13 protein-coding genes and 1 pseudogene are annotated in these 24,057 nt (G+C 69.0%); 5 read left to right on the top strand and 9 right to left on the bottom strand.

The genetic code is table 11. The features are described from left to right. The first annotated feature begins 236 nt into the window (after positions 1–236). Entirely contained in the window at positions 237–1,151 is a 915-nt protein-coding gene (locus AC0HI0_RS28670) for a hypothetical protein (protein ID WP_480926611.1), read from the top strand. Between the two features lie 16 nt (positions 1,152–1,167). Here AC0HI0_RS28670 and AC0HI0_RS28665 read toward each other — a convergent pair whose 3' ends face one another. Next, entirely contained in the window at positions 1,168–2,190 is a 1,023-nt protein-coding gene (locus AC0HI0_RS28665; RefSeq protein WP_480926610.1) for an SEFIR domain-containing protein, read from the bottom strand. A 186-nt stretch (positions 2,191–2,376) separates the two neighbouring features. Here AC0HI0_RS28665 and AC0HI0_RS28660 point away from each other — a divergent pair, with 186 nt between their 5' ends. Next, the gene (locus AC0HI0_RS28660) at positions 2,377–3,015 is read left to right on the top strand and encodes a hypothetical protein (protein WP_480926609.1); all 639 of its coding nucleotides are present in this window, start codon (positions 2,377–2,379) and stop codon (positions 3,013–3,015) included. Continuing rightward, positions 3,012–6,083, top strand: a complete 3,072-nt coding sequence (locus AC0HI0_RS28655) for a helicase HerA domain-containing protein (RefSeq protein ID WP_480926608.1) — start codon at positions 3,012–3,014, stop codon at positions 6,081–6,083. The genes AC0HI0_RS28660 and AC0HI0_RS28655 overlap by 4 nt, the downstream gene beginning before the upstream one ends. A gap of 133 nt (positions 6,084–6,216) precedes the next feature. On the opposite strand, the gene AC0HI0_RS28650 is transcribed toward AC0HI0_RS28655, so the two are convergent. Beyond that, positions 6,217–7,863 carry an SWIM zinc finger family protein gene (locus AC0HI0_RS28650; protein WP_480926607.1) on the bottom strand — a complete coding sequence of 549 codons (1,647 nt, stop codon included), beginning with the start codon at positions 7,861–7,863 and terminating at the stop codon, positions 6,217–6,219. A 190-nt stretch (positions 7,864–8,053) separates the two neighbouring features. Between AC0HI0_RS28650 and AC0HI0_RS28645 the strand changes: the two genes are divergently transcribed. Then, complete coding sequence (locus AC0HI0_RS28645; protein WP_480926606.1) at positions 8,054–8,731, top strand: hypothetical protein; 678 nt, start codon at positions 8,054–8,056, stop codon at positions 8,729–8,731. A 50-nt stretch (positions 8,732–8,781) separates the two neighbouring features. Here AC0HI0_RS28645 and AC0HI0_RS28640 read toward each other — a convergent pair whose 3' ends face one another. Further along, the gene (locus AC0HI0_RS28640) at positions 8,782–9,435 is read right to left on the bottom strand and encodes an IS3 family transposase (RefSeq protein WP_480926605.1); all 654 of its coding nucleotides are present in this window, start codon (positions 9,433–9,435) and stop codon (positions 8,782–8,784) included. Further along, positions 9,432–9,743, bottom strand: coding sequence for a transposase (locus AC0HI0_RS28635; RefSeq protein ID WP_480926604.1), 312 nt, complete (start codon positions 9,741–9,743; stop codon positions 9,432–9,434). Before AC0HI0_RS28635 ends, AC0HI0_RS28640 begins: the two co-directional genes overlap by 4 nt. A 63-nt stretch (positions 9,744–9,806) precedes the next feature. On the opposite strand from AC0HI0_RS28635, the pseudogene AC0HI0_RS28630 reads away from it, so the two are divergent. Next, positions 9,807–10,046 (top strand): annotated as a pseudogene (locus AC0HI0_RS28630) (IS701 family transposase); the annotation flags it as partial. Between the two features lie 405 nt (positions 10,047–10,451). Here AC0HI0_RS28630 and AC0HI0_RS28625 read toward each other — a convergent pair. The 5 genes from AC0HI0_RS28625 to AC0HI0_RS28605 all read right to left on the bottom strand — a co-directional run bounded on the left by AC0HI0_RS28625 (position 10,452) and on the right by AC0HI0_RS28605 (position 23,869). Continuing rightward, entirely contained in the window at positions 10,452–11,693 is a 1,242-nt protein-coding gene (locus AC0HI0_RS28625) for a DUF2399 domain-containing protein (protein ID WP_480926603.1), read from the bottom strand. Beyond that, complete coding sequence (locus AC0HI0_RS28620; protein WP_480926602.1) at positions 11,690–15,856, bottom strand: TIGR02680 family protein; 4,167 nt, start codon at positions 15,854–15,856, stop codon at positions 11,690–11,692. The genes AC0HI0_RS28625 and AC0HI0_RS28620 overlap by 4 nt, the downstream gene beginning before the upstream one ends. Before the next feature lie 41 nt (positions 15,857–15,897). Next, positions 15,898–17,043, bottom strand: coding sequence for a TIGR02678 family protein (locus AC0HI0_RS28615; protein ID WP_480926601.1), 1,146 nt, complete (start codon positions 17,041–17,043; stop codon positions 15,898–15,900). Further along, positions 17,040–18,572, bottom strand: coding sequence for a DUF2397 domain-containing protein (locus AC0HI0_RS28610; protein WP_480926600.1), 1,533 nt, complete (start codon positions 18,570–18,572; stop codon positions 17,040–17,042). Before AC0HI0_RS28610 ends, AC0HI0_RS28615 begins: the two co-directional genes overlap by 4 nt. Before the next feature lie 149 nt (positions 18,573–18,721). Further along, positions 18,722–23,869, bottom strand: coding sequence for a sacsin N-terminal ATP-binding-like domain-containing protein (locus AC0HI0_RS28605; protein WP_480926599.1), 5,148 nt, complete (start codon positions 23,867–23,869; stop codon positions 18,722–18,724). Between the last annotated feature and the right edge of the window lie 188 nt (positions 23,870–24,057).

Genomic DNA, 24,057 nt, shown 5'->3' with positions numbered 1-24,057 from the left:
CAGGTGAACGCGGTGAAGGGGTTTCCAGCGGGGAAACGGTTTCGGTCCACCACAGGCCCGCTACCTGCGGTGTTTCAGGGGTTTCCGAAACGGTGCGACAGCCATTCGGCGCAGCGGTGACCACGTAGCCCCCCGGTACAATGCTTGACCTGGGGCAGCGCACCGGGGGTGGGCGGATGGACGCGGTCGGCGACAGACGAGGTGGCAATGCCGAAGCCCTGTTCAATGAATTGAAGTTGCTGCGCAAAGGGTTCGGAGTCAACGGTTCTCAACCGATCGACGAGTTCGGGCCGGTGGTTCGCCTGGTCAGCGGCGCAGTCGAGAGCGACACCGAGTGGCAGACCCGGCAGAAGATCCGAGCCACGTTCGACCGGCTGTCCGACGGTTTGACGGAGCCGTACCGGGTCGTCGCCCGCGCGGCGCTCGGCTTCGACGCACCACCCTCGGCCCGCTACACCGAGCGGCTGGTGGCCCTGGCACCCCTGGTTCCCGCGCTCAACCTGAGCCAGCGGTCGCTGCAACGCCGCAGCGACGAAGCGCTGCGGCTGCTCGCCGAACGCGCGCTGGCCGAACGGCGCGCAGAGGCGGCCGCCCGGCACCAGGCACCCTGGCACACCGCTGTCCTGCGGACGAGGGTGCTGCTGGACCAACCGGAGGTCGAGGCGATCGAGACGCGGAGGATCACCAGCCACGTGAGTGGCCTGGACGTGATCCGGCACTCCCTCACGGTCGCGCCGCCCGGAACGGGCGACCGCGGCTCCGTGGGAGGAGTGCGGCTGCGGGTGCTCTCCGGCGGCGAACTGACCGCCACCCGGCGCGTCGCCGCCACTCGCGTCGAGTTCGACCTGCGGCTCAGCCGCGTCCTCGATGCCGACGAGGAGCATGACATCGAGTTCATGGTCGGAGTGCCGGTCATGTCGCCGTACTACGTCTGCACACCGGCCTACCCCTGCGAATTGTTCGACCTTCGACTCCGGTTCGGCCGCTCGCGCGGGCCGAGCCGGGTCCAGGTGGTCGACGGTGCGTTCGCCCACGAGGTCGGCGACCCCACGGTGCGCCGGGCCACCGTCGGTCTGGACTCGGTCGGTGAGGTGCGGCACGTGTTCCGCGATCTCGCGCCGTACCGGTCCTACGGCCTGCTGTGGGCCTAGTGCCGCCAAGGCGGACCTAGCGCAGGTTCGGGTTGCCCCACGCCAACTCCGGCAGCCTCGATGCCCGCCGGCCCGCATCCGCCCCGTGCATCAGGTCGTTAGCGACCGTTCGCCATGACCTCGACATCTCCAACCGCAACCGCAGCGCGCCCGCGACGTCGACCTCGATCATCTCCGGCCTGCCGGGCAGCACTTGGCGCTCGAACTGGGCGACCCCGTCGACGTGGACCTTGAAGAGTCCGACCTGCGAGCGCTCGGTGTCGTCACCGAGCACCCCGATCGCCGAGTACATCTTCTGGAACCGGCCGCCGAGGTCCACGTCGAGGAACCCGGTGGATTCGGTGAACATCGAACTCGGTCGCATCACGATGCTGTCGGCATACCGCACCCCTTGGAGGACCGCGTCGCCCGACCGGAGGTCCGGCGTGCTGAGCACCCACGGCATCCGCGCCACCGTCAGCGGTTCGGCCGCCGGTGTCGTGCGGGCTCCGCCGCGCCACGCACCGCGCTCGGGCATCGGGTGGCGGCCGGCTCCGGTGATCGCGGCGATGAGGTCGGCCACGCCGTCCTCGGTGAACTCCGAGATCTCGAACCTCGTCGTGGAATAGGCGTTGAGAAAGACCGGGATCTCGTCGATCGAGCGCCCCGGGAGAACCACCGGGAGAATTCGTTCGGTCTGTTCCCGGAGGTTCCTCGTGAGGTTGTCGCGCAGAATCGCGGCCTCGAATTGAGCACCCCGGCCCTCGTGTGCTGCCGCCCGTCCGTCCGCTCTCTGTTTGAATTTCGGTGATGCGATCACCATGATGAAGTCCGCCTCGGAGAGCTGTTCGACCGCCCACAAGGACCAGTCCCGGCGGACGTTGTCGTACCAGAGGTCCACATGCACATCGAGGCCCATGCGCATGCGGAGGAAAGTCGCTAGTCGGTGTACTTGCTGTTGGTGCTCGGGAGTGTCGTGGGAATAGCTGATGAACACGCGCGGGGCCGCATCTTCGTTGCCGCCCCCGGGTTCCCGAGCGGAGAGGTTCCCGTTGGTCACGTCGCTGATCGTGCCTCCTCCGGAGCTGTGGCGCAGCGACCGGACACGCACTTGTCCAGAAACTGTCGTGAATGTGTCGCGTTTTTCCTCTGGGCCGCGCTCAGGGCGGTCGCCTACGATTGCGACCAATCACCGTCACCGATACGCGTCCACGAGTTCGATCTCGGGGACGCGGGAGGAGTTGGAGTGACAGACCGGCTGGGGCACAAGCAAACTGCGGTCATGTTGATCCTCATGGCGCTGTCGAGGGAGGTCTCGAACAACGAATTACGTGACACCGTCGGGTTCACCCTCGACGGCAAGGATCGACGCGACCTCAATTCCCGGCGCTTGGTGGACAGCTCCAGGCCGAATTGGAAGGATTCCTTCGTACACCGGCTGACGGACAAAGGTCTGAGCTGGTGTCAATCGGAGATGAAGCACAGCGAACCCCCGCCGCCACGCCCGCGCAGCAGCCTGGCGTTCGCCCTGTACCCGCTGCTCGGTGCGCTAGGGCAGTACCGGCAGCGCGAGGGGCTGCGGCTTGAGGAGATCTTCACTCCAGAGATCGAACTGACCGAGGCCGAGATCGTCGAGCGAGTCCACGGTGCCTACCGCAAGCTCGCCAGGACACCTCGTGCGTGGGTGTTGCTGACCGATCTGCGGGCGATGCTCGTCCAAGCGCGTCGGGAGGACGTCGACGCGGTGCTGATGGAGCTCGACCGGTCCGGCAAGGCGCACCTGGTTCCGGAATCCGACCGCAAAGCACTCACCGAGGCCGACCACGCCGCCGCGATCCGGGTGGGTGGAGAGGACAACCACCTGATCTCCATCGAGGCGTCATGACCGACCTGCGTGCGGCTCTGGTCTCGTTGCGGATCAACTGGGCCCAAACCCCCGACGACGTCTGGCAAGACTCCGCGTGGCACGTCGACGCACTGCACGCCGAGGCCGTGGCGGCCATCGACAACGCCGTCGCCGACGCGCGCAGCAGCATCGGTCCCAGCCCGATCGGCCTGGTCCTGCAGGGGCAGAAAGGGGTGGGGAAGACGCACTTGCTGGGTCTGGTCCGGCGACGGGCGCACGAGCAGGACGGCTACTTCTTCCTCGACGACCTCACTGCGGGCGACGCGTTCTGGGAGAACACCGCCGAGTCGCTGCGGCGCGGGCTCTCCCGCGACTCCGACGACGGCACCACCCAGTTGAGCCGGTTCCTCCAGCGTGCCTGCAAGCTTGGTCGCGTCGACCCGGATTTGGCGACCCGCATCGTCGACGGGTGGCCGGTGACGCGGGAGGACCTCGACACGTTCCTCGCGGGCCTGCGCACACTCGACCGGCAGGTCGCGATCGAGTGCTCCGACACCGCGCGAGCGATGGTGCTGTACGCGCGGCACGACCCCGAGACGAGCTACGTCGGCGAATGCCACCTGACCGGGGTCGACGAGGTCAAGTCGGATGAGCGGGCTCCTTGGGGCATCCGGGCCACGCCCAAACCCGCCATGACCCGGGTCCAGGACATCACCCGACTGCTGGCGCTGACCGGGCCGGTGGTGATCGGCGTGGACCAGCTCGACACCCTGATCGCCCAGTCCCAACGGCTCAGCAGCGACTCCGGTCCGGCCGAGGACCTCCTGGTCGGGAGGATCGCCGACGGGCTGATGCGGTTGCGCGAGATCACCCGGCGCACGGTGACCGTGCTGATGTGCCTGCCCAACACCTGGTCGAGTATCGGTGCGGCGGCGTCCGACACGGTGGGCGACCGGTTCCGCGAGTCGCTCATCCTCAACCGCGTCGCCGAGGGCGATGTCGGGCGCGCTCTGGTTGAACGTCGCCTGTCCGTGGCCTACCAGGCGATAGGTTTCGACCCACCGCACCCGACCTGGCCGGTCGCGCCCGAGGCATTCGAGGCGGGCTGGGAACGGCAGACGCCGCGCGAGCTGTGGAAACGGCTCAGCACTCACATCGACGCGAGCCTGCGGGCAGGTGAGATCACCGAACTGACGACCTTCACCGACGATGCGCGCGTTGCGGACCGGGAAGAAGCGGTGGTGGACCTGGCGGTCGAGCCGGGCCGGTTCGACGAGCTGGACGAGGAGTTCGAGACGCTTCGGTCGGCCGCGGACGTCGAGTCGCTGCTCGACCCGGCCGCCGAGGACCAGGAGGTCCCCGCAGTCCTGTCCGCTGCTCTGCGCTCGTGGGTCACCGAGCTGGGTGGACACAGCATGGAATGGGAACGCGGTCCCGACGGGCGTGACCTGCACGTTCGGCTGATCCGCACGGTTGACGAGACGTCCGACCTGACCGAGCGGTGGGCGTTCCGGATGATCTCGGCACCGCATCCCAACGCGGTGCTCAGCCGCCTGCGCAAGGCAAAGTCCGCGGCAGGGCTCGAAGTGGGCGGTAGCAACCACCTGGTCATCATCCGCAACGGCGACTGGTCCCCTGGGCCGACCACTTCCGCGGAGGTCGAGGCGCTCGAGGCGGCCGGTGGCACGCGGTGCAGGATTTCGGACGAGGACTTGCGGACATTCTGGGCGCTGTCGCAGATCTGGACGGAAAGCGCGGAGTTCCTCGCGTGGCTGGTCGATCGCAAACCCGCGAGTAGTTCCGAGTTGCTGTCGAGCGTGTTGCCCACGGTCGTCAAGAGTGGTGGCGATGCCGGAACCGCACCGCTGTCGACCACGGTGTCGCTCGGGACCGCGGCAGGCGGGCGGGCGGTGACCGTCGAGCTGGCCGAACTCCGTCAGCACGCCGCGGTGTTCGCCGGTTCGGGCTCCGGCAAGACCGTGCTGCTGCGCCGCATCGTGGAGGAGTGCGCCCTGCGCGGGGTGTCGGCGATCGTGCTTGACCCGAACAACGACCTCGCGCGGCTCGGCGATGCCTGGCCGGATCCGCCCTCGGCGTGGGCGCCCTGCGACGCCGACCTGGCGCGACGCTACTTGGACGAGACCGACGTCGTGATCTGGACACCCGGCTGGAGTTCCGGGAGACAGCTCACCCTGCGTCCGCTGCCGGACTTCACCGAGGTCCTCGGAGACCCCGACGAGTTCGAGGTCGCTGTCGAGATGTCGGCGGCGACCTTGGCGGCGCAACTGCGGATCGCGGGCAGCACGCAGCGCGCGAACATCCGCCGAGCCGTGCTGCGGGAGGCGATCACCTACTACGCGGCGAGCGGTGCGAGTGGTTTGCCCGGCTTGATCGCGCTTCTATCCGATCTACCGGACGACGCCAGCACCCTCAACGACAGTCGCCGCATCGGTGCCGAGCTGGCCGAGGCCCTCAAGGCTGCGATGGTGAACGACCCGCTGCTGGCGGGCGGCGGCGAACCGGTCGACCCGGGGGTTCTCATCACTCCGCCCCGGGGCAAGCGCGCGAGGGTGTCAGTGATCAGTTTCGTCGGCCTGCGCGCGGAGGAGCAGCGGCGCAACTTCGTCAACCAGTTGCAGATGGAACTGTTCGCCTGGATCAAACGCAATCCGGCGGGCGACCGCCCCCTCGGTGCCCTGTACGTGATGGATGAAGCCCAGTCCCTCGCCGGATCGGGAGCGATGACTGCCAGTACCCACAGCACGATCGTGCTGGCCTCCCAAGCACGCAAGTACGGCCTCGGCCTGCTTTTTGCCACCCAGGCACCGAAGGCGCTGCACAACCAGGTGGTGGGGAACGCGATGACCCAGTTCTACGGCCGCCTGAACAGCAACGTCCAGATCGAGGCGGTCAACGACCTCGCCCGAGCGAAGGGGACGCCGGTCAAGGACATCTCTCGCCTGGCACGCGCGCAGTTCTACATCTCGGGTGAGGCATCCGGCTTCCACAAGATCACCACACCGCTGTGCCTGACACACCATCCCTCCGCGCCGCTCAGTCCGGAGGAGGTGATCGAACGCGCCCGTGCCGCCCGAAAGAACCCATGACTTCGGTCTCCGGCATCTCGTCGTGGTCGATCATGCGCCCAGAGTACGAACGCGAGATGCCGAGCCGAGGGGCACAGCGACACATCACCCGCTGTGGTGAACCACCTGAGCTTCGCATCTCGCGCTCGGCTGATCAGGGCAGCCGAGCTTGATCAAATTCCTGACGCAGGGCCCACCTCGTGCGATGCGCGTCGCGCACTGCGGCCATGTGGGCGCGGAAGTCGCCGTCGCGGTCGCAGCGGGCGAACAGCGCCTGGGCCTCGGCCAGCAGGCGGGCCGCTGCCTGGTACGACTCACGCTTGCGGACCTCGACAGCCCGGTCGGCAGCGCGGAGCAAGATCGGAATGGCGTCGGCCGGGTGGCTAGCGGCACGGACGCGTGCGAGTCGGAGCCACAGACCGTCTGAGCAGCCACCGTCGACCGCTGCCTGCCAAGCGGCCTCGTTCTCGTCGTCGGCCAGCAGGATCTCCACCAACATCGAGCGACCCGGTGACCAGCTTCCTTTGGCGGGCGGTAGGTCGGCGAGGAAGGCCAGCGCGCGTTCCCGCCATTGCGGAAAGTCGCCGGCGGTGGTGCTGCGGAGCGCGCGGAAGGTCTCCAGGCTCGGTCGGTCGGTGAAGTTGCCCCACAGCATCTCGCCCGCCTGGTCACGCCGATCCGCGCGCACGTGGATCTCCGCAGCCAGGCTCCGCAGGCGAAAGTCGGGTTCGAAGTCGCCCAGGCCGCGTTCCAGCCAGTTCAGCGCCTCGTCGTCACGGTCGTCGGCACACAGCCGCTCGGCGATGCGGAGCACGTCGTAGGCGCTCGTCACATCTCGTCCCAGCACCTCGATCAGCCCATCTGCCCCTCCCGAAGACTCGGCCAGTTTCTCCATGAGGTGGGTGATGACGAAGCGATGGGTGCTGTAGTCGTTCGGCTTCTTCGGCGGCAGCTTCCGCCACGCCTGCTCGACGAGTTCCCGGTACCGTGCCAAGCCCGCTGAACCCAGGACCTCCTCGTAGTCGGGCAGTACATTGAGGAACACCTCGTACTCGCTGCTCACCGCACGCGTGACCAGACGTTCGGCCAGTTCCGCCGGGTCGGGTGAGCCCGCTTCGCAGGCCGCCAGGTGAACCTCCTCAGCGCGGGCGATCGCCTCGGACAGCCCGCCGTCGGAGTCGTCCACCCGCCCGGCCGAGGACTCCAGCAGTTCCAGCGTGTACTCGGCGAGGGTGATCGCGGCATCGGCGAACCCAGCTCCGACCAGGCCTTCGACCTCGTCCAGAGCATCACCGACGTGCATGAAGTAGCCGTATGCCCCGCCGTAGTCGACGAAATCGGGGATGTCGATGGCGCGTTCCAAGCGGACTCTGACGTCCCGGTCATCGAACGCGTTCTTCTGCCCGGCTGCGGCGGCGAGACGGGAACGCAGCACGTGATCCGATTTCGCGGCCGTCATCAGTTGCTCGATCAGCCACTCCTGATCACAACCACGCAAGAACAACCGCAACCGCTCGTCCGACAACGGCTTCGCGCGCGGCTCCCCGACCTCACCGCCCTGCTCCAGCCACGCCAGCGAGGCGGCGACGCAGTGCTTGCAGAACACACCGTCGACTCCGTACGGGCAGGAGCAACTCCCGAGCAAGCCCTTGGGCGTGACATCGAGCCGCACGCGATAGGTCCGGGTGCCGTCCACCGTTGCCGTCACGGTCGACCCGTCCACGGTGATCCGTCGAACCTGGCCCGCCGCGAAGTACCGCTCGCCTCGCTCGAAGGACCTCTCATCAGCCAGCTTCCGCACCGTGCTCCTGCTCACCGCCACGGCTGCTCATCCTGCCAGGCACCTGCAAGGTGCGGCTCCTACGCCAACTGCACCTCCATCGAGCCACATCAGCTACACGCCAACCTTTTCGGTGAGAATTTTCCATCAGGCACCGCAGGAGACGGATTTGTGGGTGAGATGGTCCCCCGCCCGGAAAGGCACCTCCCCGATGACCTCGCACTTACCCTCGCACCTGGACGTGATCGAACGGCGATTCATCGCGATGACCGCCGGCTCGCAGCCGTTGACGCTCGACTGCGCAGCACGTGGATGCGGCCTGCCCGACGAGGAGCTACCTCTGGGCCGCGTGCGCGTACTGCTCCTCAAACGACAGACGAGTTGGGTGAGCAGGGACGCCGTGTGGAAGGAACTCGCCCGAAAGGCACACGCGGCATCCGAACCGTGGACCACCATCGCTGCCGCGATGATGATGCCCGGCCTCAAGCACATCGCTGGAGAGCTGGGCTCCCGCTTCTGCGGCGACCGTGACGACCTGGACTCCGGGATCCTCGAAGGCTTCCTCCAAGCACTCGACGTCACCGACGCACGGTCGCCGAAGATCTTCGGGCAGCTGTACTGGGCAGCCTTCCGACGCGGCCACGAAGCCTGCAACAGCGAAAGGAGGCGAGCGATGTCCCGGTCCGCACTCGCCGACACCGCATTCGACGCCCGCACAGCCGACGGACATCAGGATAAGGTTCCCCCGATAACCCGAGGCGGTTGTTACCTGGATCGGGCCGGTGATGCCGGGATGGTAGTCGGTTCGGCCTGGACGGCGTGCCAGTCGGCTTCGTACTCGTCCGGACTGAGCCAGCCGAGGTCCTTCTGGATGCGTTCGGTGTTGTAGAACCCGTCGATTCAGCGGAACAGGTCGTTCTCGGCTTCGTCGCGGGTGCGCTAGGAGCGGCGGTAGACCAGCTCGATCTTGAGCGTGGAGAAGAAGTTCTCCATCAGGGCGTTGTCATACGAGTCGCCGACCGACCCCATCGAAGGCAGGATTCCGTTGTCCTTCAACCGTTCTGCGAAGCGGAGGGCCGTGTAGGTCGACCCGCGGTCGCTGGTCTTCCAGCCCACGATCCGGTTGGAGAACGCGTCGCGCACGGCCGCGAGCCAGAAGGCGCCCTCGCTGGTGCGGATCCGGGTGGCGTCTGCCACCCACAACCGGTCCGGCGCGGGCGCGGTGAAGTCCCGGTTCACCCGATCAGGGGCCGGTGCGGCCCGCGGATCCTGCCTGGTCGACGACGTCCGCCACTGTCTACGCAGGAAGGCGCCCTGCAGACCGGCCTGGCGCATCAGCCGCTCGACACGCTTGCGCGACACGCGGACACCCCGACGCCGCAGCACCTGGTGCACCTGCGGACGGCCATAGGCGCCGCCCGAGGCAGCGTGGATGTCGGCGATCTCCGCGGTGATCGCCCGGTCCTCGCGTTCGCGATCCGACGGGTCGGCCTGTCGCGCCACCCAGCCGCGGTAGGTGGAGGAGGCGACGCCCAGGACCCGGAGGACGAACTCGACCCCGAAGCGGTCGCGAAGCTGCTCTACGAGCTTCACGACCGTCGCCGGGTCGGGTCGGGTTCCGCCGCGAAAAACGCGGACGCGGTCTTCAGGATTTCGTCGGCCCGCTTGAGTTCCGCGTTCTCCCTGCGGAGCCGGCGCAGCTCCTCCGACTCGGTCGCGGTGGGCCGGTCGTCCCGCTCGCCGCGGTCGGCCTCGTCCTGCCGGATCCAGTTCCGCAACGCCTCGTGGTGCACGCCCAACTGCCCGGCCAGGCGCCGGATCACCGGCTTCGGATCCGACTCCCGGTACAACCGAACCGCACGGGCCCTCAACTCGTCGGGGTACTTCTTCGGTGCTGCCACGGACGACTCCCTTCAGGCCCTATCGGACCATGTCTGGAAAGCCTCCGAGCTATCGGGGGAACCTCAGACCCGACCGACATCGCCTACTACGTCTGCCACGGACCGCGCCGGTCCACCCTGCTGGACCTCGCCTGGATCGCCGGGACACGCCAGCGGATCGAGGAATGCTTCCAGCAGGCCAAGAACGAGGCCGGACTGGACCAATACCAGGTCCGTTCCTGGCGGGCCTGGTATGCCCACATCACCCTGTCCATGCTCGCCCACGCCTGGCTCGCCGTCACGCGATCCCCTGTGGCAAAGGGGAACCGGTGCCGGCCGCACGGGCATGATCGGCTTCACGTTACCCGAGATCCGGCGCCTGCTGGTCGGCCTGGTCCTACAACCCGCCACCAGCGCCGAGCACGTCTGGTCCTGGTCGCGTTGGCGCCGACGACGCCAGCACCAAGCCCGCCGCAGCCACTACAAACGGCGCGGCTACCCACTCACATAAGTGCCGTTGCAGTACTAGGGCAATCGCGACGCGCTGTCGGACTGTCGTCGTCTCCCGTCCAGGCGCTTGGCGTAGATCTTGAGCAGCACCTCCCGAGGGTCCCGCCCACTCGGCGACCGTTACTACGGGTATTTCTCCGTTGAGCCATGTCGACACCGCCGCCTGCCGCAGGCGACGAAATGGAGGCACCCGAAGAACACGGACGCGTCACCCCCGCCCTACCCGTCCGCACCCCCGGCCTCGGCCCCGAGGTCGGACAACAGCCGGGCGAGCAATCGTTCCTCGTGGACCGGGGAACGTACGCGGTCGTATGCGATCCGCAGGCCGGCGACAGCGGTCACGAGATCGTTCGGCGCGTCACCGATGCCGCTCAGACCGCACTCATCGGCATAGGTGCTTGGGTCGAAGCGCCATGACAGCGCTTCCGGGGCCACGGAGATCACTTGGTCGGCGATGGTGAACCCGGCTGGGTCGAAGTCCGCCCGCGCGTAGATCGTGCAGCCCTCGGCGGCGAGTCCGGCGAGCAGGTCCAAGGCGGCGCCGGAGGCGATCCCGTCGGTGCATACCAGCGGTGGGCAGTTCGGGCCGAGCGCGTCGGCAGCGGCTTCCACGACTGTGGGGTTCTCGCACACGAAGACATCGCCCGCCGGAGCGGTCCAGGTGCCCGAGAGTGAGCGAAGGGTCAGCCAGACAGGTTCGCCGGGCGCGCCGGCGCACAGCCTCGCAGCCGGGGATTCGCCGGTCAGGGGGAGGTTCAACGCCAGCACGCGGGAGGACACACCGTCGCACACCACGCCGGCACCGGCCCACGCCGCACGCCAGCCTCGGCCGGCTCGCTGGGGGCGGGGGAGTTCGTGCACGATCGCCAGGAGGCGGGCGACCGCACGTCCCAGCTGTCGATCGGCATCGAGCGCGTGGGCGTCGTGCAGGGCGTCCGCAGCGAGTTGGGCGAGCCTTGTTCCGCTGTTCGTAGTGCGCAGTCGGGTGACGACGGTCGCCACCTGTTCGGCTAGGGCCTGAAGCTCACCCGAGCCCGGTCGAGGCAAGCCCGTGTCGGCGAGCCACCGCTCCACCACGCCGGCGGCCACACCCGACTCGACCAGGTGGGTAGCCGCGCGCCCTCGCTCAGCCGCTGCTTCGGCTTGGGCGCGGTCGCGGTGAGCCTTGTCGGGTTCGATCTGTTCATCGCGCAGCGCCTCGACGAGTCCAAGCACCGTCAGGTGGTGGTCGGACAGCTTTTCGGCGAGGTCCTGGAGACGAACGGGCTTGCCGGACAGCTCCCACCGGGTGCCGAGCAGGAGGGCGACGTCCCGTCGCTGCTCTGCGGTCAGGGCGACTGCGGTGAGCGTGCCCGTTTCGGTGCGGTGCCCTCGCCTGGCACGGGTGTGGACGGCGTCGAGCACTGCTGCGGGACCCGGCAGGCGCGCCCAGTCCTCGATGCCCGGCGGGATCGTCTTCACTCGGCGTCCGCCTCGGCGAACAAGCCGTCGGCCGTCAACAATGCCTCATCGGCGCGCACGTCGGAGAGCGGTAGTGCGACGGCGGTCCACTCACTGCCGCACCACAGGTACGGAACAGCGTCCACTCCTGGAAGGCCCCGGTGCCTTGCGAGGTCGTACACGGCCACTGCCGGGACGGTCGGGTACTTGCACCACTCGTCGTGGGCGGTCAGCATCACGTCCAGGTCGAAACTCACCGTCAAGCCCATGAACGATGCCTTGATCTCGTCGTCCACCCCGGTCATCGCCTCGTCCAACCACACGCACCGCGGGGCGTGGCCACCGGCCGCGTTGTAGGCGACGACCGCAGCGGCGAACAGTGGTTGGGACAGCAGCACGACCTTCTCGCCGCCGGATTTGGCACCGTGCTTGGCCGCGTCGAACGGCACCCAGCGGCTGGTCGATCCGGGCCGGTACTGCAGCGAGATCTTCAGCCAACCGCGGTAGTCGAGGGCGGTGGACAACTGCTCCCGCCAGTCGGCGGAACCCTCGGCCGACGCGTCCGCCCTGGCCGCGTCGATCTTGCGCGCGAGGAAGGCGCGCACTGTTTCCTGGCGAGCGGGTGATAGTTGTTGGTAGCCCTGGGTCAATGCATCCACCACGGTGCCCGCGTCCGGGTCGGTGGGATCGGGCTCCCACTTCAACTGCACGGCGTTGCCGTGCCGGGTCGGGTGGCTGGTCAACTGCTCGTTGATGTCGGTGAAGGTCCGGGCGGTGTAGTCCAACCGGTCCTTGAGGTGTTCGATGAACGTCGAGCCGAGCAGGGTGGTCAACACCCGTTGCTGCTCGGAGTCGAACGCGTTCTCCTGCGCGCGGACCTGATCGGCGAGCAGGTCCGCGGCGGCCGAGGGTGCCTGCCAGCCGGTCGCGCTGTCGGCCAGGACGACCACGCGCAGGATCGCGCCGTCGTGTTCCGGCTCCCGGACGCGGGCGTCGCGATCAGGCAGCAGATCCTGTCGCAGCGCTTCGAGCCTGCTGTAGCAGTGCCGCCAGGCGCGGTCCTCGTCACCGGGATCCGGGAGTTCCCGGCGTGCCGCGCGGGTCGACTCCCGTGCGGACTCCACGCTTCGGCGTTCCGGTGCCGCCAACCCGAGGGGCTGCGCGAGATCGGCGTCATACACCTCCCACCACGTCGCGAGCGCGGCATCCCGTCGGCGTTCCGCGGTCTGGCGGCGTTCTTCGTGCCGACCTAGGGTCTCTTCGGCCTGGGCGACCGTGACTCTTGCGCCAGTATGTCTCTCTCCGAGCCCGTCGAGTTCCCGGTCGGCCTGTTCGACCAAGCGGTCGAGCTCGGCGCGGCGGTCCAACTGGGCGCGGGCATCACTGGTGAGCGCGCCTTCCGCCGTGCGCAGCCTGACCTCTGCCTGCCGTTTCCGTCCGTGCAGATCCTTCAACTCGACATCGACACCGGCGAGTCTGCGTTGTGCGGAGGCGAGTTCGCTTCGCGCCCGGTTCACGGTCGACACGCGCACGTCGAGCAGTTCCTTGTACTTGGACAGGTTGTCCACGGCTTGGCGATAGTCCTGCAAAGCTCCGTCGAGGAGGGCCAGGTCATCCAGCGGGAAGGCGTGCTCACCCGCATAGGTGGAGAAGTCCGCCCGTGCGGTGTCCCGGATGGTTTCGTTCGTGTGGTGGGTGTTCCTGGCGGACGCGGCCTTGCGTTCGCTGTCCGCGGCCTGACGTTCCCTCTCCCGCAATGTGGTGACGGCGTCGGTGACCGGGCGCTCTCCCGGAAGTCTCTTCGACTCCGCCGCGAGACGGAGGAGATCGTCGTCGAGTTCCCCGATCCTGGATTCGATCGCGCCGGTCGACTTCTCCAACTCCGCCAGCCGTGTCCGCAAGCGGACGATCTCCCGCTGCCTGGCGGACTCGCGAGCGGTGGCACCGAGGTAGGACGCGGGTCGCGCGACTTCGGCGCGCCCGGACAGGGCGGCGCACCGCCACGTGCCGTCCGCCGCCAGCCAAGTGCCGGCAGCGTCACCGCCGGGGTGGGAGCCGTGCCACCCGATGGTGCTGAGGACGGCGCGGACAGCGGCCTCCGTGAGGCCGCCGGTGGCGGTGGGTTCCAGCACCTCGGTCAGGTTCGCGCCCTCCGCCCGGATCTCGCCCGCGCGCACGACCGTGTCCGCCTGCCCGCCGTCTGCTGTGGCGGTCAACTCGCCGTCCGGACTCAGCCAGGCGTCGAGCACACCTGCGGCGGCCAGAGTCGCCTCCAGCAGATCCACCTCGCCCGCAGACAACCCGCCCACGGGCTGTACGCACCGCCAGAACGGCGCGCCCAGCCCCGTGTCGGGTTCCGGCCGATCGCGACGGCGCCAGGAATCCGGAGGTGCCGGCGGACGCTCGGTCTGGTGGAGCACCTCCGCCAGTCCCACTGCGGCCTGCTCGTGTTCCGCCACGAGTGCGCCACGCTCGTGGACCAGTGCCGAGCGTCTCGACCTCAGCGCGTCGCGAACCTCGTCGACGTGCAGGGCGATCGCCGCTGCAGGCGAAACGCCGCGCTGCTGCGCCGGAGTGCCCGATGGGTCCACGGCGGTCAACTCGGCCACCAGGTCACACCAGAACTCGACAGTTCGCTCGTCGGCCTTGGCCAGGACGACGCCCGTGTTCCACTCGCGGAGCTGCCTGCGCAGGGTGTCCACCGCCACCTCGACGCCATCACGTGCCAGTTCCCGCTGGGCCGAGACCTCGTGCAGGTCCGACTCCCGGTCTGCCAACAGGTCCGCTGAACGTGCCGCGTTCGACTCGGCCCGGTCGAACGCGTCACGCAGCTCTCGCAGTCGGGTGAAGCGCTCCCGCCGGACCGAGAGGTCGGCGCGCAACGCGGGCACGTCACGAGCGGGCAGGTGTCGAGCAGCCGACTGGTGCAGTCCGGCCGGCCTCGCTGCGGCCATGACGTCTCCGGACGCCTGAACCACATCCGCATCGGCTTGGTCGGCGGAGGCGCTGGCGCCTTGCTCCGCCTCGGCGGCTTCCACCGCGTCCTCGGCCGCTCCCGAGCGACGATCCTCGACTCCCACAAGTCGCTCGGCCAGCACTCCGAGCTGGTCGCGCAGCACTTCAACGTGGTTCGTCGCGCTCGTCGCGTCCCGGAAGGCCTGGCTGTCCAGCAGCTCACGCAGCTCAGTGCCGAGGTCGGCTCGTTGCGCTCGTGCGTGGGAAATGCGCTCGTCCAGCTCAGAGGCTTCCCCGCGGGCGGTGGTCAACGCGGTTTCCGCAGACCGCCGGTCTTTGGTGGTGCGGTCCAGCTCGGTGGTCGCTGCGGTCAGTGCATCGGCACGGTGGCGCACCACAGTGCGCGCCCAAGGGGTCCAGCCGGTGCGGACGAACCCCGCCAGCCGCACAGCGGCACCGCGGGTCTGGTCCACGGCCGTGCGCAGCTTCTCCAGGTTGTCCCACCCGTCGGCGAGCTGGGTGATCTCCGCGCTCGCCAGCGGCGGCAGAGCCGCGCGCAGGGTCTCCGCCAGGCTGGCGGGGTTGAGCCGTTCCCCCAACTTGGGCTTGCGCAGTTGCTTGAGCAGCTCGGTCAAGTTGTCGTAGGCGTCGGAGCCGAGCCCGAACAGCTCGGCGGCCAACCTGGTGCGGTATCGGGCGGCGCTGTCCGGCACCGTGACACCGGGGACCTTCTTGAGTTCTTTCTGGTCGAGCGGCCGGTCCGCCGCAGACAGCTTGAAATCGCGTCCCGGACGCAAGTGGGTGATCAGGTGCCACGTGGTCACCGCGGATGTGCCGGTACCGCGACGGGCGCTGACGCCGAGGCCGCAGACGAAGAACCGCGCCGTGCCGTCGTCGTCGAGCCTGCCGAACTCGGCCCAGGCGTAACCCAGTCCGGCGTCCGAACGCGGACGCGGATCGTCGTCCTCACCTGTGGGTAAGAGGTTGAAGCGCATCGTGCGGTGCTGAGAACCGAACGGATCGAGCACGGACGCGCCGATCTCCCCGCGCAGCAGCATCAGGGTCGTCAGTTCGAGCACCTTGGTCTTGCCCGCCCCGTTGCCACCGCGCAGCACCAGACGGCCGTCCGCGAACCAGAACTCCGCCTGGTCGTACTCCCACAGGTTGACGATGCCCACGCGCAACGGCTGCCAGCGGCGGAGTCGGGGCTCCGGGAGGCCGCCGGTCATCGCTGCCGCCAGCCACCGCTCGCGGTCGGGTTCCGGTCGGGTCAACCTTCGGCCTCCTCGTCCAGCCTCGCGTTGACGGCCAACACCCTCGGGTCACGGTAGCGGGCCGCTGCGGCGGTCAGCCGCCACCTGCCCGGTAGCCCGGTCGGGCGCAGCAGGTCCAGGGCGCCCAGCAGATCCCGTGCCGTGGATTCCACGGCGTTGCCCACGCGCAAGTCATTGGTCATCGCCTTGGCGTGGCGCGTTCGGACCTCGCCGGCGGCCGACCCCAGGTCCTCGGCCATGACGATCGAGTCCGCGCCGCGCCGGCGCACCAGTTCGTCGAGCACCATCAAGGCCGCGAAGTCCGCAGCGCGCAGCCTCGGGAACGGAAGGTCCGTGTCCGCCTCGTCGGCGGCGATGAGCGCCATCCCCTCGGCACGCTGCTCGACCACCCACCCGGTCATCTCCGCGCACCAGGACAGGACGCGGTGGCGCTGACCGGTGAGGTAGAACCGCTCGGCGTCGGTGAGATCCTCGAACAGGACCAGGGGCAGCTCGACCAGCCTGCGCATCAATCCGATCCGGGCCGATGCCTCGTGGGGCGGTCCACCGTCGTGCCCGTCGCTGAGAGCGGCGCGCAACGAGGAAGGGTCGACCAATCGCAGCAGCAGCTCGCGGCGCACCTCGTAGGCGCCGCCGATCGCATCACGTCGGTGCGCCCACCCCTCGCGCTGCTCCTCGTCGTCACGGGCGGTCGACCGCAGCGCCCCCATGGACACCAGCAGGTGAACGGCCTTGACGAACAGGGAACGTTCGGCGAACCGGTCGGGGTCATAGGGCGCGAGTTCGACGTCTTCGTGCGAGGAGAGCACTCGGACCCGGTCGGACAGGTCCTGGGTGGTGGTGATGTCCTCGGCGTCCTCGGCCGCCGCTGCGGCGAGGACGGCCAGGACGAGCACCCGCCGGGTCGGCGGCTGGAACCGTCGGGGGGCGACGACGACCCCGTCGACGGGGAGCCGGAACAACCGGGCCGCGGAATCGGTCACCACCAGCCGGTAGCCGAGCCGCTGGGCGAACCACTCGGCGAGCGTCGCCCGGTGCACCCGCACCAGTGGCCACACGTCGGGGTGGGTGTGCCGGTCCAGCACCGGCGAGCGGAGCAGGACGGTGAACGCCCGTTGCCGCTCGGCTGCTTCCCGGTTCACGCGGGCTCCATCCTGAAGTACCAGTTCAGGGTCGCCATGCTGCCGCTGCCGGCGCGCAGGCTCGTGGTGTCGTGCGCCTGCGGCGGGCGGCGCAACGTGATCCGCCACCGGCCGTCCCCGGTCACCGCGCTCTCCGACCGCGTCCGCCGCACCACGCCGACGAACTCCAGCAGCAGGTCCAGTTCCGCGTCGGTGATCTCTCCCCAGTCGGCCAGGTGCGTTCCGGAACGTTGACGCAACGCCGCCTCGGCACCGCTGCGGGCGGCTTGGGCGGCGAGCCTGGTCCGTCGGGCCGCGCTCTTGCCGGTGGAGTAGTCCGGCATCTTGGTCCGCCTGCCCACCGCCGCACGGGCGCCCTGCTCGCGGAAGCGCGCGGTGACCGCTGCGGGTGGTGCGTCGGTCCAGCTCAAATCGCCGTCTTCGGCGGAATCCGACACCAGAAGCAGGTGGCGTGCGGAGAACGCACCCACCGCGGTGTCCCAGATCCGCCAGGCGCTCTCGTCGTCGGGAGCGCGTTCGACCGCGACGGCCAGGGCAAGGAGTTCCGCTCGGCGTGTGACCGCGCCGCCGGTGTCCAGCAAGAGGTTCATGTTGCGGGCCCACGGAGCGACCAGGTCGCGCAGTTGGCGTCGTAGCTTCCGCGCCTGGCTGTCCGCGCCGCCGAACCAGGAGCCGAGGGCTTCCCAGGTGTGCTCCCAGCGACGGGCCTGGGATGCCACCACGTCATCGTCCGCGTCGGTGTCCAACGCGGCGCGAACGCACGCCCGCCACACCTCCGGCGTCAACACCGGGTCGAGCTCGGCCAGCAGTTCCGCGATCCGCGGAGTGTGGACGTCGACCTGCTCGCCCCACATCCCGATGTAGGAGCGCAACGTCTGCCACAACAGCTCCTGCTTTGCCGGGTCCGGTCCGCCGGACAGGGCGTGCGCCAACGTGCGCTGCCACCCGCGAGCCGCCGTGGCCATAGCCTGGTGCATAGCCCCGACCTGCTGGAACTCCGTCGCCGCAGTGGTGTACACCGCCTGCCGAATCGACCCGGCGAACGCGATCAGCCGTTCGTGGATCGCACGCGGTGCCAGCGTGAGGTCGCCCGCGGCTTCCTCGGTGTCGTCGACGGACGCCCAGAAGACGTGCAGACCGGCCGCTCGCGGGGTGAGCTGGTACCGGTCCCGGCGGCGCAGGAAGTCCTCTCCCGAGCGCGCGGGCTCCTGCCAGCGGGTCACGACCCGCCACTGCACCAATCGCTCAAGCCGCGCGTCGAGGTGCAAGACCTCCGGAGCGAGCAAGCGGTCCACCGCTTCGGCCGGTACCTGGTCGGCGATGCGGGCACGCAGCCCGGTGGCCACCTCGTCGTAGGACAGCCCGGTCAGGCTCGTGTCCTGCTCGGCGAGCAGGACGTCGACGATCACCCGGTACTGCGCCGCGAACCGGGAGGTCAGGTAAGCCGGGACGAGATCCTGTCCGGGCAGCAGAGCCGACCACGGATCAGCGGGCGCCTCCGTCTCGGGAGTCTCGTCGTGGTCGATCACGCGCCCAGCGTACGAACGCCAGGGGCTCACCCGGGAGCAACAGCGACACATCACCCATTCTGGTGAATCTGCTCCCGTCGGACGGCGTCGGCTGCCACCCCGGCTGATCGGTTCCGAATGCTCACACCAGGGGCCCGCCGGCCGGAACCTCAGTTTCCGAGGTCGAACCGGAGGCGGAGGGAACGGCCCACGACCTGGTACGACGCCATGCCTCCGAGGGCGAATGGGTTCGGGAGAACGCGGAGACGAACCTTGGCGGGGTCGAGGACGTCGGTGACGAAGACGATGTAGTACTCCTCGCCATCGGCCAGGTTGTTGGCTCTCCGGACTTCGGACTCGCCGAGCGTGAACTGCGGTGTGTCGTCGGTAGTGGCCTTCACCTCGTAGAGGAGAGTCCTGTCCGGCCTCCTGACCACGAAGTCGTGGCCGCCGGTGTCGTCGCCCCTGCCGTCGGCGAGGTGGTCGGCGCGGTAGCCGGAGCACCAGCTGTCTTCGGGCGGGACGTCGAACGTGGCGCGCAGCCACTCGCCGACGACGATCTCGCCCGCGAGCCCGATGAGCTTCGTCTTGTCCGCCGAGACCGAGGGAGCGCGCCACGCCCGTGCACCGCTGCCCCCGGCACTGGTGACCGACGGCGTCGTCCGGAGCCTGGTGGACGACTCGGGAACGGGATCGGTGTCCAAGACCTCCCGGGGGACGCTCTCCCGGAGCGCCTGGATCAGGTTGTCGCGGTCTTCCTGGTCGGTGGAGTAGGTCTTCCCGCCGTAGTGGACGACTTCGCGCCGGCGCTTCGCCGTGTCGTGCTCGGCGTCGAGCCGGCTGCGGGCGGCGTCCAGCTCGGCATCGTTCAGGCGCAGCTGACGGGGTTCGGTGGTCGCGGGCATTTCCTCCGGCCACTGCTCGTGCTCCCGCAACCACGCGATCACCGCGTCGGAACGGGGAATCCCGAAGTCCAGGAGTCCGGATCGGACCATGGTTTCGATGTTCTCCGCCGGATCGCCGGGACACCTGCCCTGGCCTCCGGCTTCGCGGTGCAGCCACGCTTCGACGACGAGCCGCGCTTGGTCCAGTCTCCGCGACACCGCCCGGCGTCCTCGTTCACGTAGCTCATCGACCGGTGCCAAGGGCCGTTCCGGCCCGAACGGCTCGCCTACCGCCTCGACCCACGCGTCGACGTGTGTTCGCAGGACCTCGTCGGACAGGTTCCAATGCGTGTCGAGCCAGGCGGGATCCGGTTCCAGGCCCGGCAGTTCGCGCAGGCGCACGTACTCGTCGAGCGGCGCACCCGTCCGGAACGCCGTCGCGAACCTGTCCCGCAGCCGATCCCGGATTTCGGACCTGTGCTGTTGCACGTAGGCGTCGAACTGCTGCCGGTGGCCACCGGGGTTGTGGATCGGCCTGAGGCGCAGCGCGCGCAGGCCGGCGTTGGCGTGGGCCAGGGAGATGTCGAGTTGTCGGATCGCGTCCAACAGGTCGTTCCGGCCCGCGAGGGCGATGATCCGGTCGGCGTCGGGCCTGTGCACGGCCAGCCAACTCCGCACTTCGTCCTGATCGGTCATCCGGGTTCGGACGCCCTGCAACTCCTCGGCCGTGGCGATGTCGATGCAGGCGACCAACTCCAGGACAGGAGCCAGTTCGAACCGGCTCGACGTCCGGTCGCCGACGAGGGCTTCCACCTCGGTCACCGGCATCCTCAACACGGCCGCGACATCGGCCAGGGTGGGCACGGCGTCGCCACATCGGGCCGCGAGGTCGATCAGGGCGAGCCGGAGGCTGTCGGCGATGGCGAGCCCACCTCTGAACTCGGCCAGGGCCGTCGCGGCGGACTGGAGCACCGACCACCGATCGCCCGACCCGCGCAGGGCCACGATCACCGGGTCACCGGCCGACGAGGTCACCCGCACCGAATCGGGCGCGAACTCCTGCTCCACCGGGTGCCCGTCGACAACGGCGGTGATCGAATCCGCGACGACGAGCTGAACGTTGCCCCGCAACGGTTCGACCGCCGACGCCCCGGTGACTCCGCTCACCGGGGTGGTGTGGCGGCGCTGCTCGGCGACGGCGTCGACGAGCAGCGGCAGCCAGCCGCCGCCCCACTCGTCCAGCGGCCGACCGGGCACGTCGAGCGGGTCGGTCCCATCGGCCAGGACCTCCACGACCGCGTCCGAGCACGCCCTGATCCTGGTGACGCCGTCGTCCACGAGTGCCTGCCGCACCCGGTCTGCCAGAGCGGGCGAACGGATCGCGAGCATCGGCACCGGGGTCTGCGCCAGCAGCGTGGTCTGCACCGTCCCGCGCCGATCGCGGGCGTACACGGCGCCGCCGTCCCTGTCGAGGTCGACCAGGCCCAGAGCGCCCTGCGCGTTCACCACGATCGCGTGGGGTACCCGCCCGCCGCGATCGACCAAGTCCCGCCATGCCTGCTCGTAGGCACTGCGCACGGTCATCGCCCGAGGTCCCTGCCGCTCGACCAGTGTGTTGATCTCCACCAGCCGGTCCGCGGCCGTGGCGGGGTCGTCCCAGAACCGGGCTCCCAACCGCTTGAGCCGGGCGCGGACCCGGTCGGTCAGCAGCGACCGCGAGGCAGCCGGATCCGCGCGCAGGTAGTCGGGGGTGTCGGTGTCGCCGACCCACCACGCCGAGAGCAGCTGGGTGAAAACCTGCTTGGCGCGGTCGCCGGGCGTGGTTTGCGGAACCCAGTCGGCCTCGCGCAGGAAGGCCGCGACGAACGACGGCCAGACGACCTTCACCGTGTCGCTGGATGCCCGGAAGTCGACTTGGAGAGCTGATTCCGACCACACGTCGAGCCCTCGCAGCACCAGCTGGGTGTAGAGCTTGCGGGCGTCGTCGTGGAACACCGACCAGTCTTCCTGACCGGGCAGGACCGCGATCCCGCCCGCGACCAGGTACCTGGTGGATTCGTAGCTCGGCCGGTGACCCCACAGCTCGGCCAGCTCGCGCCAAGCGGCCTGGGTTTGCCGACTGATACCGATGTCGAAGTCCTGCACCGTGCGGGGATCCTTCAACTGCTTGCCGCGGAGGTGGAGGTGCTCTGCCACCCGCAACGGGACCAGACCGTGGTTGACGCCCAGCCTTTCGAAGAACAGCAGCGCGTCGTCGACCTCGTCGGGCTCGGAGAACTCCTTGATCAGGGTCCGCTCGCCGATGAGCCGCAGCGATCCGGAGACCGCCGCCGTGGTTGCGACCAGGTCGGCCAGAAGCTGATCGGTTCTGTGGTCCGGACCGTGCCACGCCGGTCCGAAGTAGGCATCGGCCGCAGCGTGCCACCCACTGCGGGTGGGCACGAGCAAGCCGGCCTGGCCCAACGCGTTGTCCCGGCGTTCCGCAGGGGTGTCGCGCCACAGTTCGAAGGCGAACCGCAGGCACGCGGACCGGATCCCGTCGTCAGCCGTGTCCTTCATGACCTTGCCCAGAAGGTCGAGTACGGCGTCAGTGCGGTACTCGCGCACCACACCTTCCAACCACCGACGGCCTGGGCGCTGCTTGCGGTTGTCGTCGACCCAGCGGATGTCGCCGGGCATGAAGGCCAGGCGTTCACGCACAGCCTGGGGCAAGGGTGGCAGCTCGCCCCCCTCGCCGCGTACCCGGCCGAAATAGATCGTCAGGTCGTTGTCCTCGGCGGCGTGGAGCACATCGCCCTCGGTCAAGATGACCCGACGGTCCCGAAGCGCCGACGCGTTGGGCAGTGCCACGCTGAGATCGTCGTAGAAGTCGGCCCAGACGTCAGCTGTCGCCCCTCGGCGGAGCAGATCGGCGGCGAAGGTCTCGGCGAACTCGGCGAGGTGTCGCGGCTGTGCGTCGATGGTCGTCTCGCGAGCTTTTGACAAGGCCCGCAGCCGCCGGACACGGTGCTCATGCAGATCATGCCGCACCAATCGGCTCTCGCCCGCTGCCGCGACCGCCTCGGGGGTGAACACCTTCCCGCGGTGTGGCCACAGGAGTGCAGACGTGAGTGGGAGGCCGTCCGGGCCGTCCAGCTGCGGGAGCACGGGGAGTTCATCAAGCGGAAAGCCTCGGGACTCCAGCGCGGTGGCCAGGCGCTCCAGCCAGTGGTCCGACCAGCAGACGAGATCGAGTCGCACACCGTTCGGCAAGTCCAGCCCGCCGAGGCAGGCGGCGATGACCGCGTCGGCGCACAAGGCGGCGACTTCGTCGTAAAGGACATCGTTGAGGTGGACCGCCTCGTGCACGTCCCGCCGGTCGAGGTTGGCGAAGAACGGACCGTTGACCAGCGCGGCGAGAGGGTGGCGAGCATCTTCCCCCAACGGCAGGAACGCGTAGACGCGCCCATGGCGGAGCGGTGTGCCCAGTGGCACGGCGACGCTCACCACGCCGTCACCCCTCCAGTTCGCCCAACCGGAGCCGATGGTGTTGTCCTCCAGGCTCGCCTCGATTGCGCCTCTCATCACCGCTTCGTCCACTACCCGGTTGAAGACCAGGTACGTGCCCTGCTCCCCGAGCGACACCTGCTCGACGGACAGAGTCCCGGTGCCCGGCTGGGGTCGTGTGGTTCGGGTCAACCGCTGTGCGTTCTCGCGCTCGGCGTCACGCACCCGGACCACGATCTCGGCCACCCGGACGAGGAAGAGGTGGAATGGCACCTCGTCGTGGGATAGCCGGCTCAGCTGCTCCCGAGCGCGCTTGCGCGCCGCGACCGAGCGCAACGGCAGGCGGATGACCGTCGAGAAGCCGCGCCGGGCGAAGTCTTCGACCACGGCGGGGGTTCGCGTGAGCGGCACGGTCACCTTCAAGGTCGACACGTTCTCCCGCAGCTCATCAGCCAACCCCGCCCGATCCGAGCTGTGACGGGCCGCCAGTTCGTCGAAATCGGAGGGACGACCGAAACGAAACCGGAAACCGTCGAAGCGGCGTGCCCCTTGCTGGGCGGCGCTGAAAACCTCCGGGCAGTCGGTCAGCTGAAGCACGCTCTTGAAGCCGACGCCCTTGTTGCCGATGCCCTCGTCCGGCCGCTTGCTGCTCAGCGCGATCCGGCACATCGAGTCGAAGTTGTCCTCGTCGACCGGCCGTCCGCCATTGGCCGCGTAGAGGACACCGTGGTCGCCCTCGGTCTCGTCCAGCAAGAACTCCAGCATCCCGTCGGAGCGATCGGGATCGTGCGCGTCGTGCCCGTTCTGCAGCAACTCGATGATCGTGCGCCCGTCGTAGTCGGCGGCGAAAATGCCCTCGATCGCCTCCTTCTGCTCCCTCGTCACAGGTTGCCCGAGTTCGACGCCCGTGAGGTACAGCGACACCACCGCGTCAGCCTGCCGCCTCACCCGCTCCGCCGTGTCCGGGGAGGCAGCCTCGGTGGCGGGCACTAGGGCAGCAGGTTCGTGCATCACACATCCTGATCGACGTGGACAAAGGTGCCGTTACGTGGTCGGGTGCTCACGATCGGAGACTGCCGACCTCGGCCACTTCGCGCACTCAGCACTCGTCAACCCTGTTCCGGTAGGGATTCCAT

The organism is Saccharothrix sp. NBAS 001, from assembly GCF_056640475.1.
Note: the sequence above shows the minus strand (reverse complement) of the source record. Positions and strands in the feature narration are given on the sequence as shown.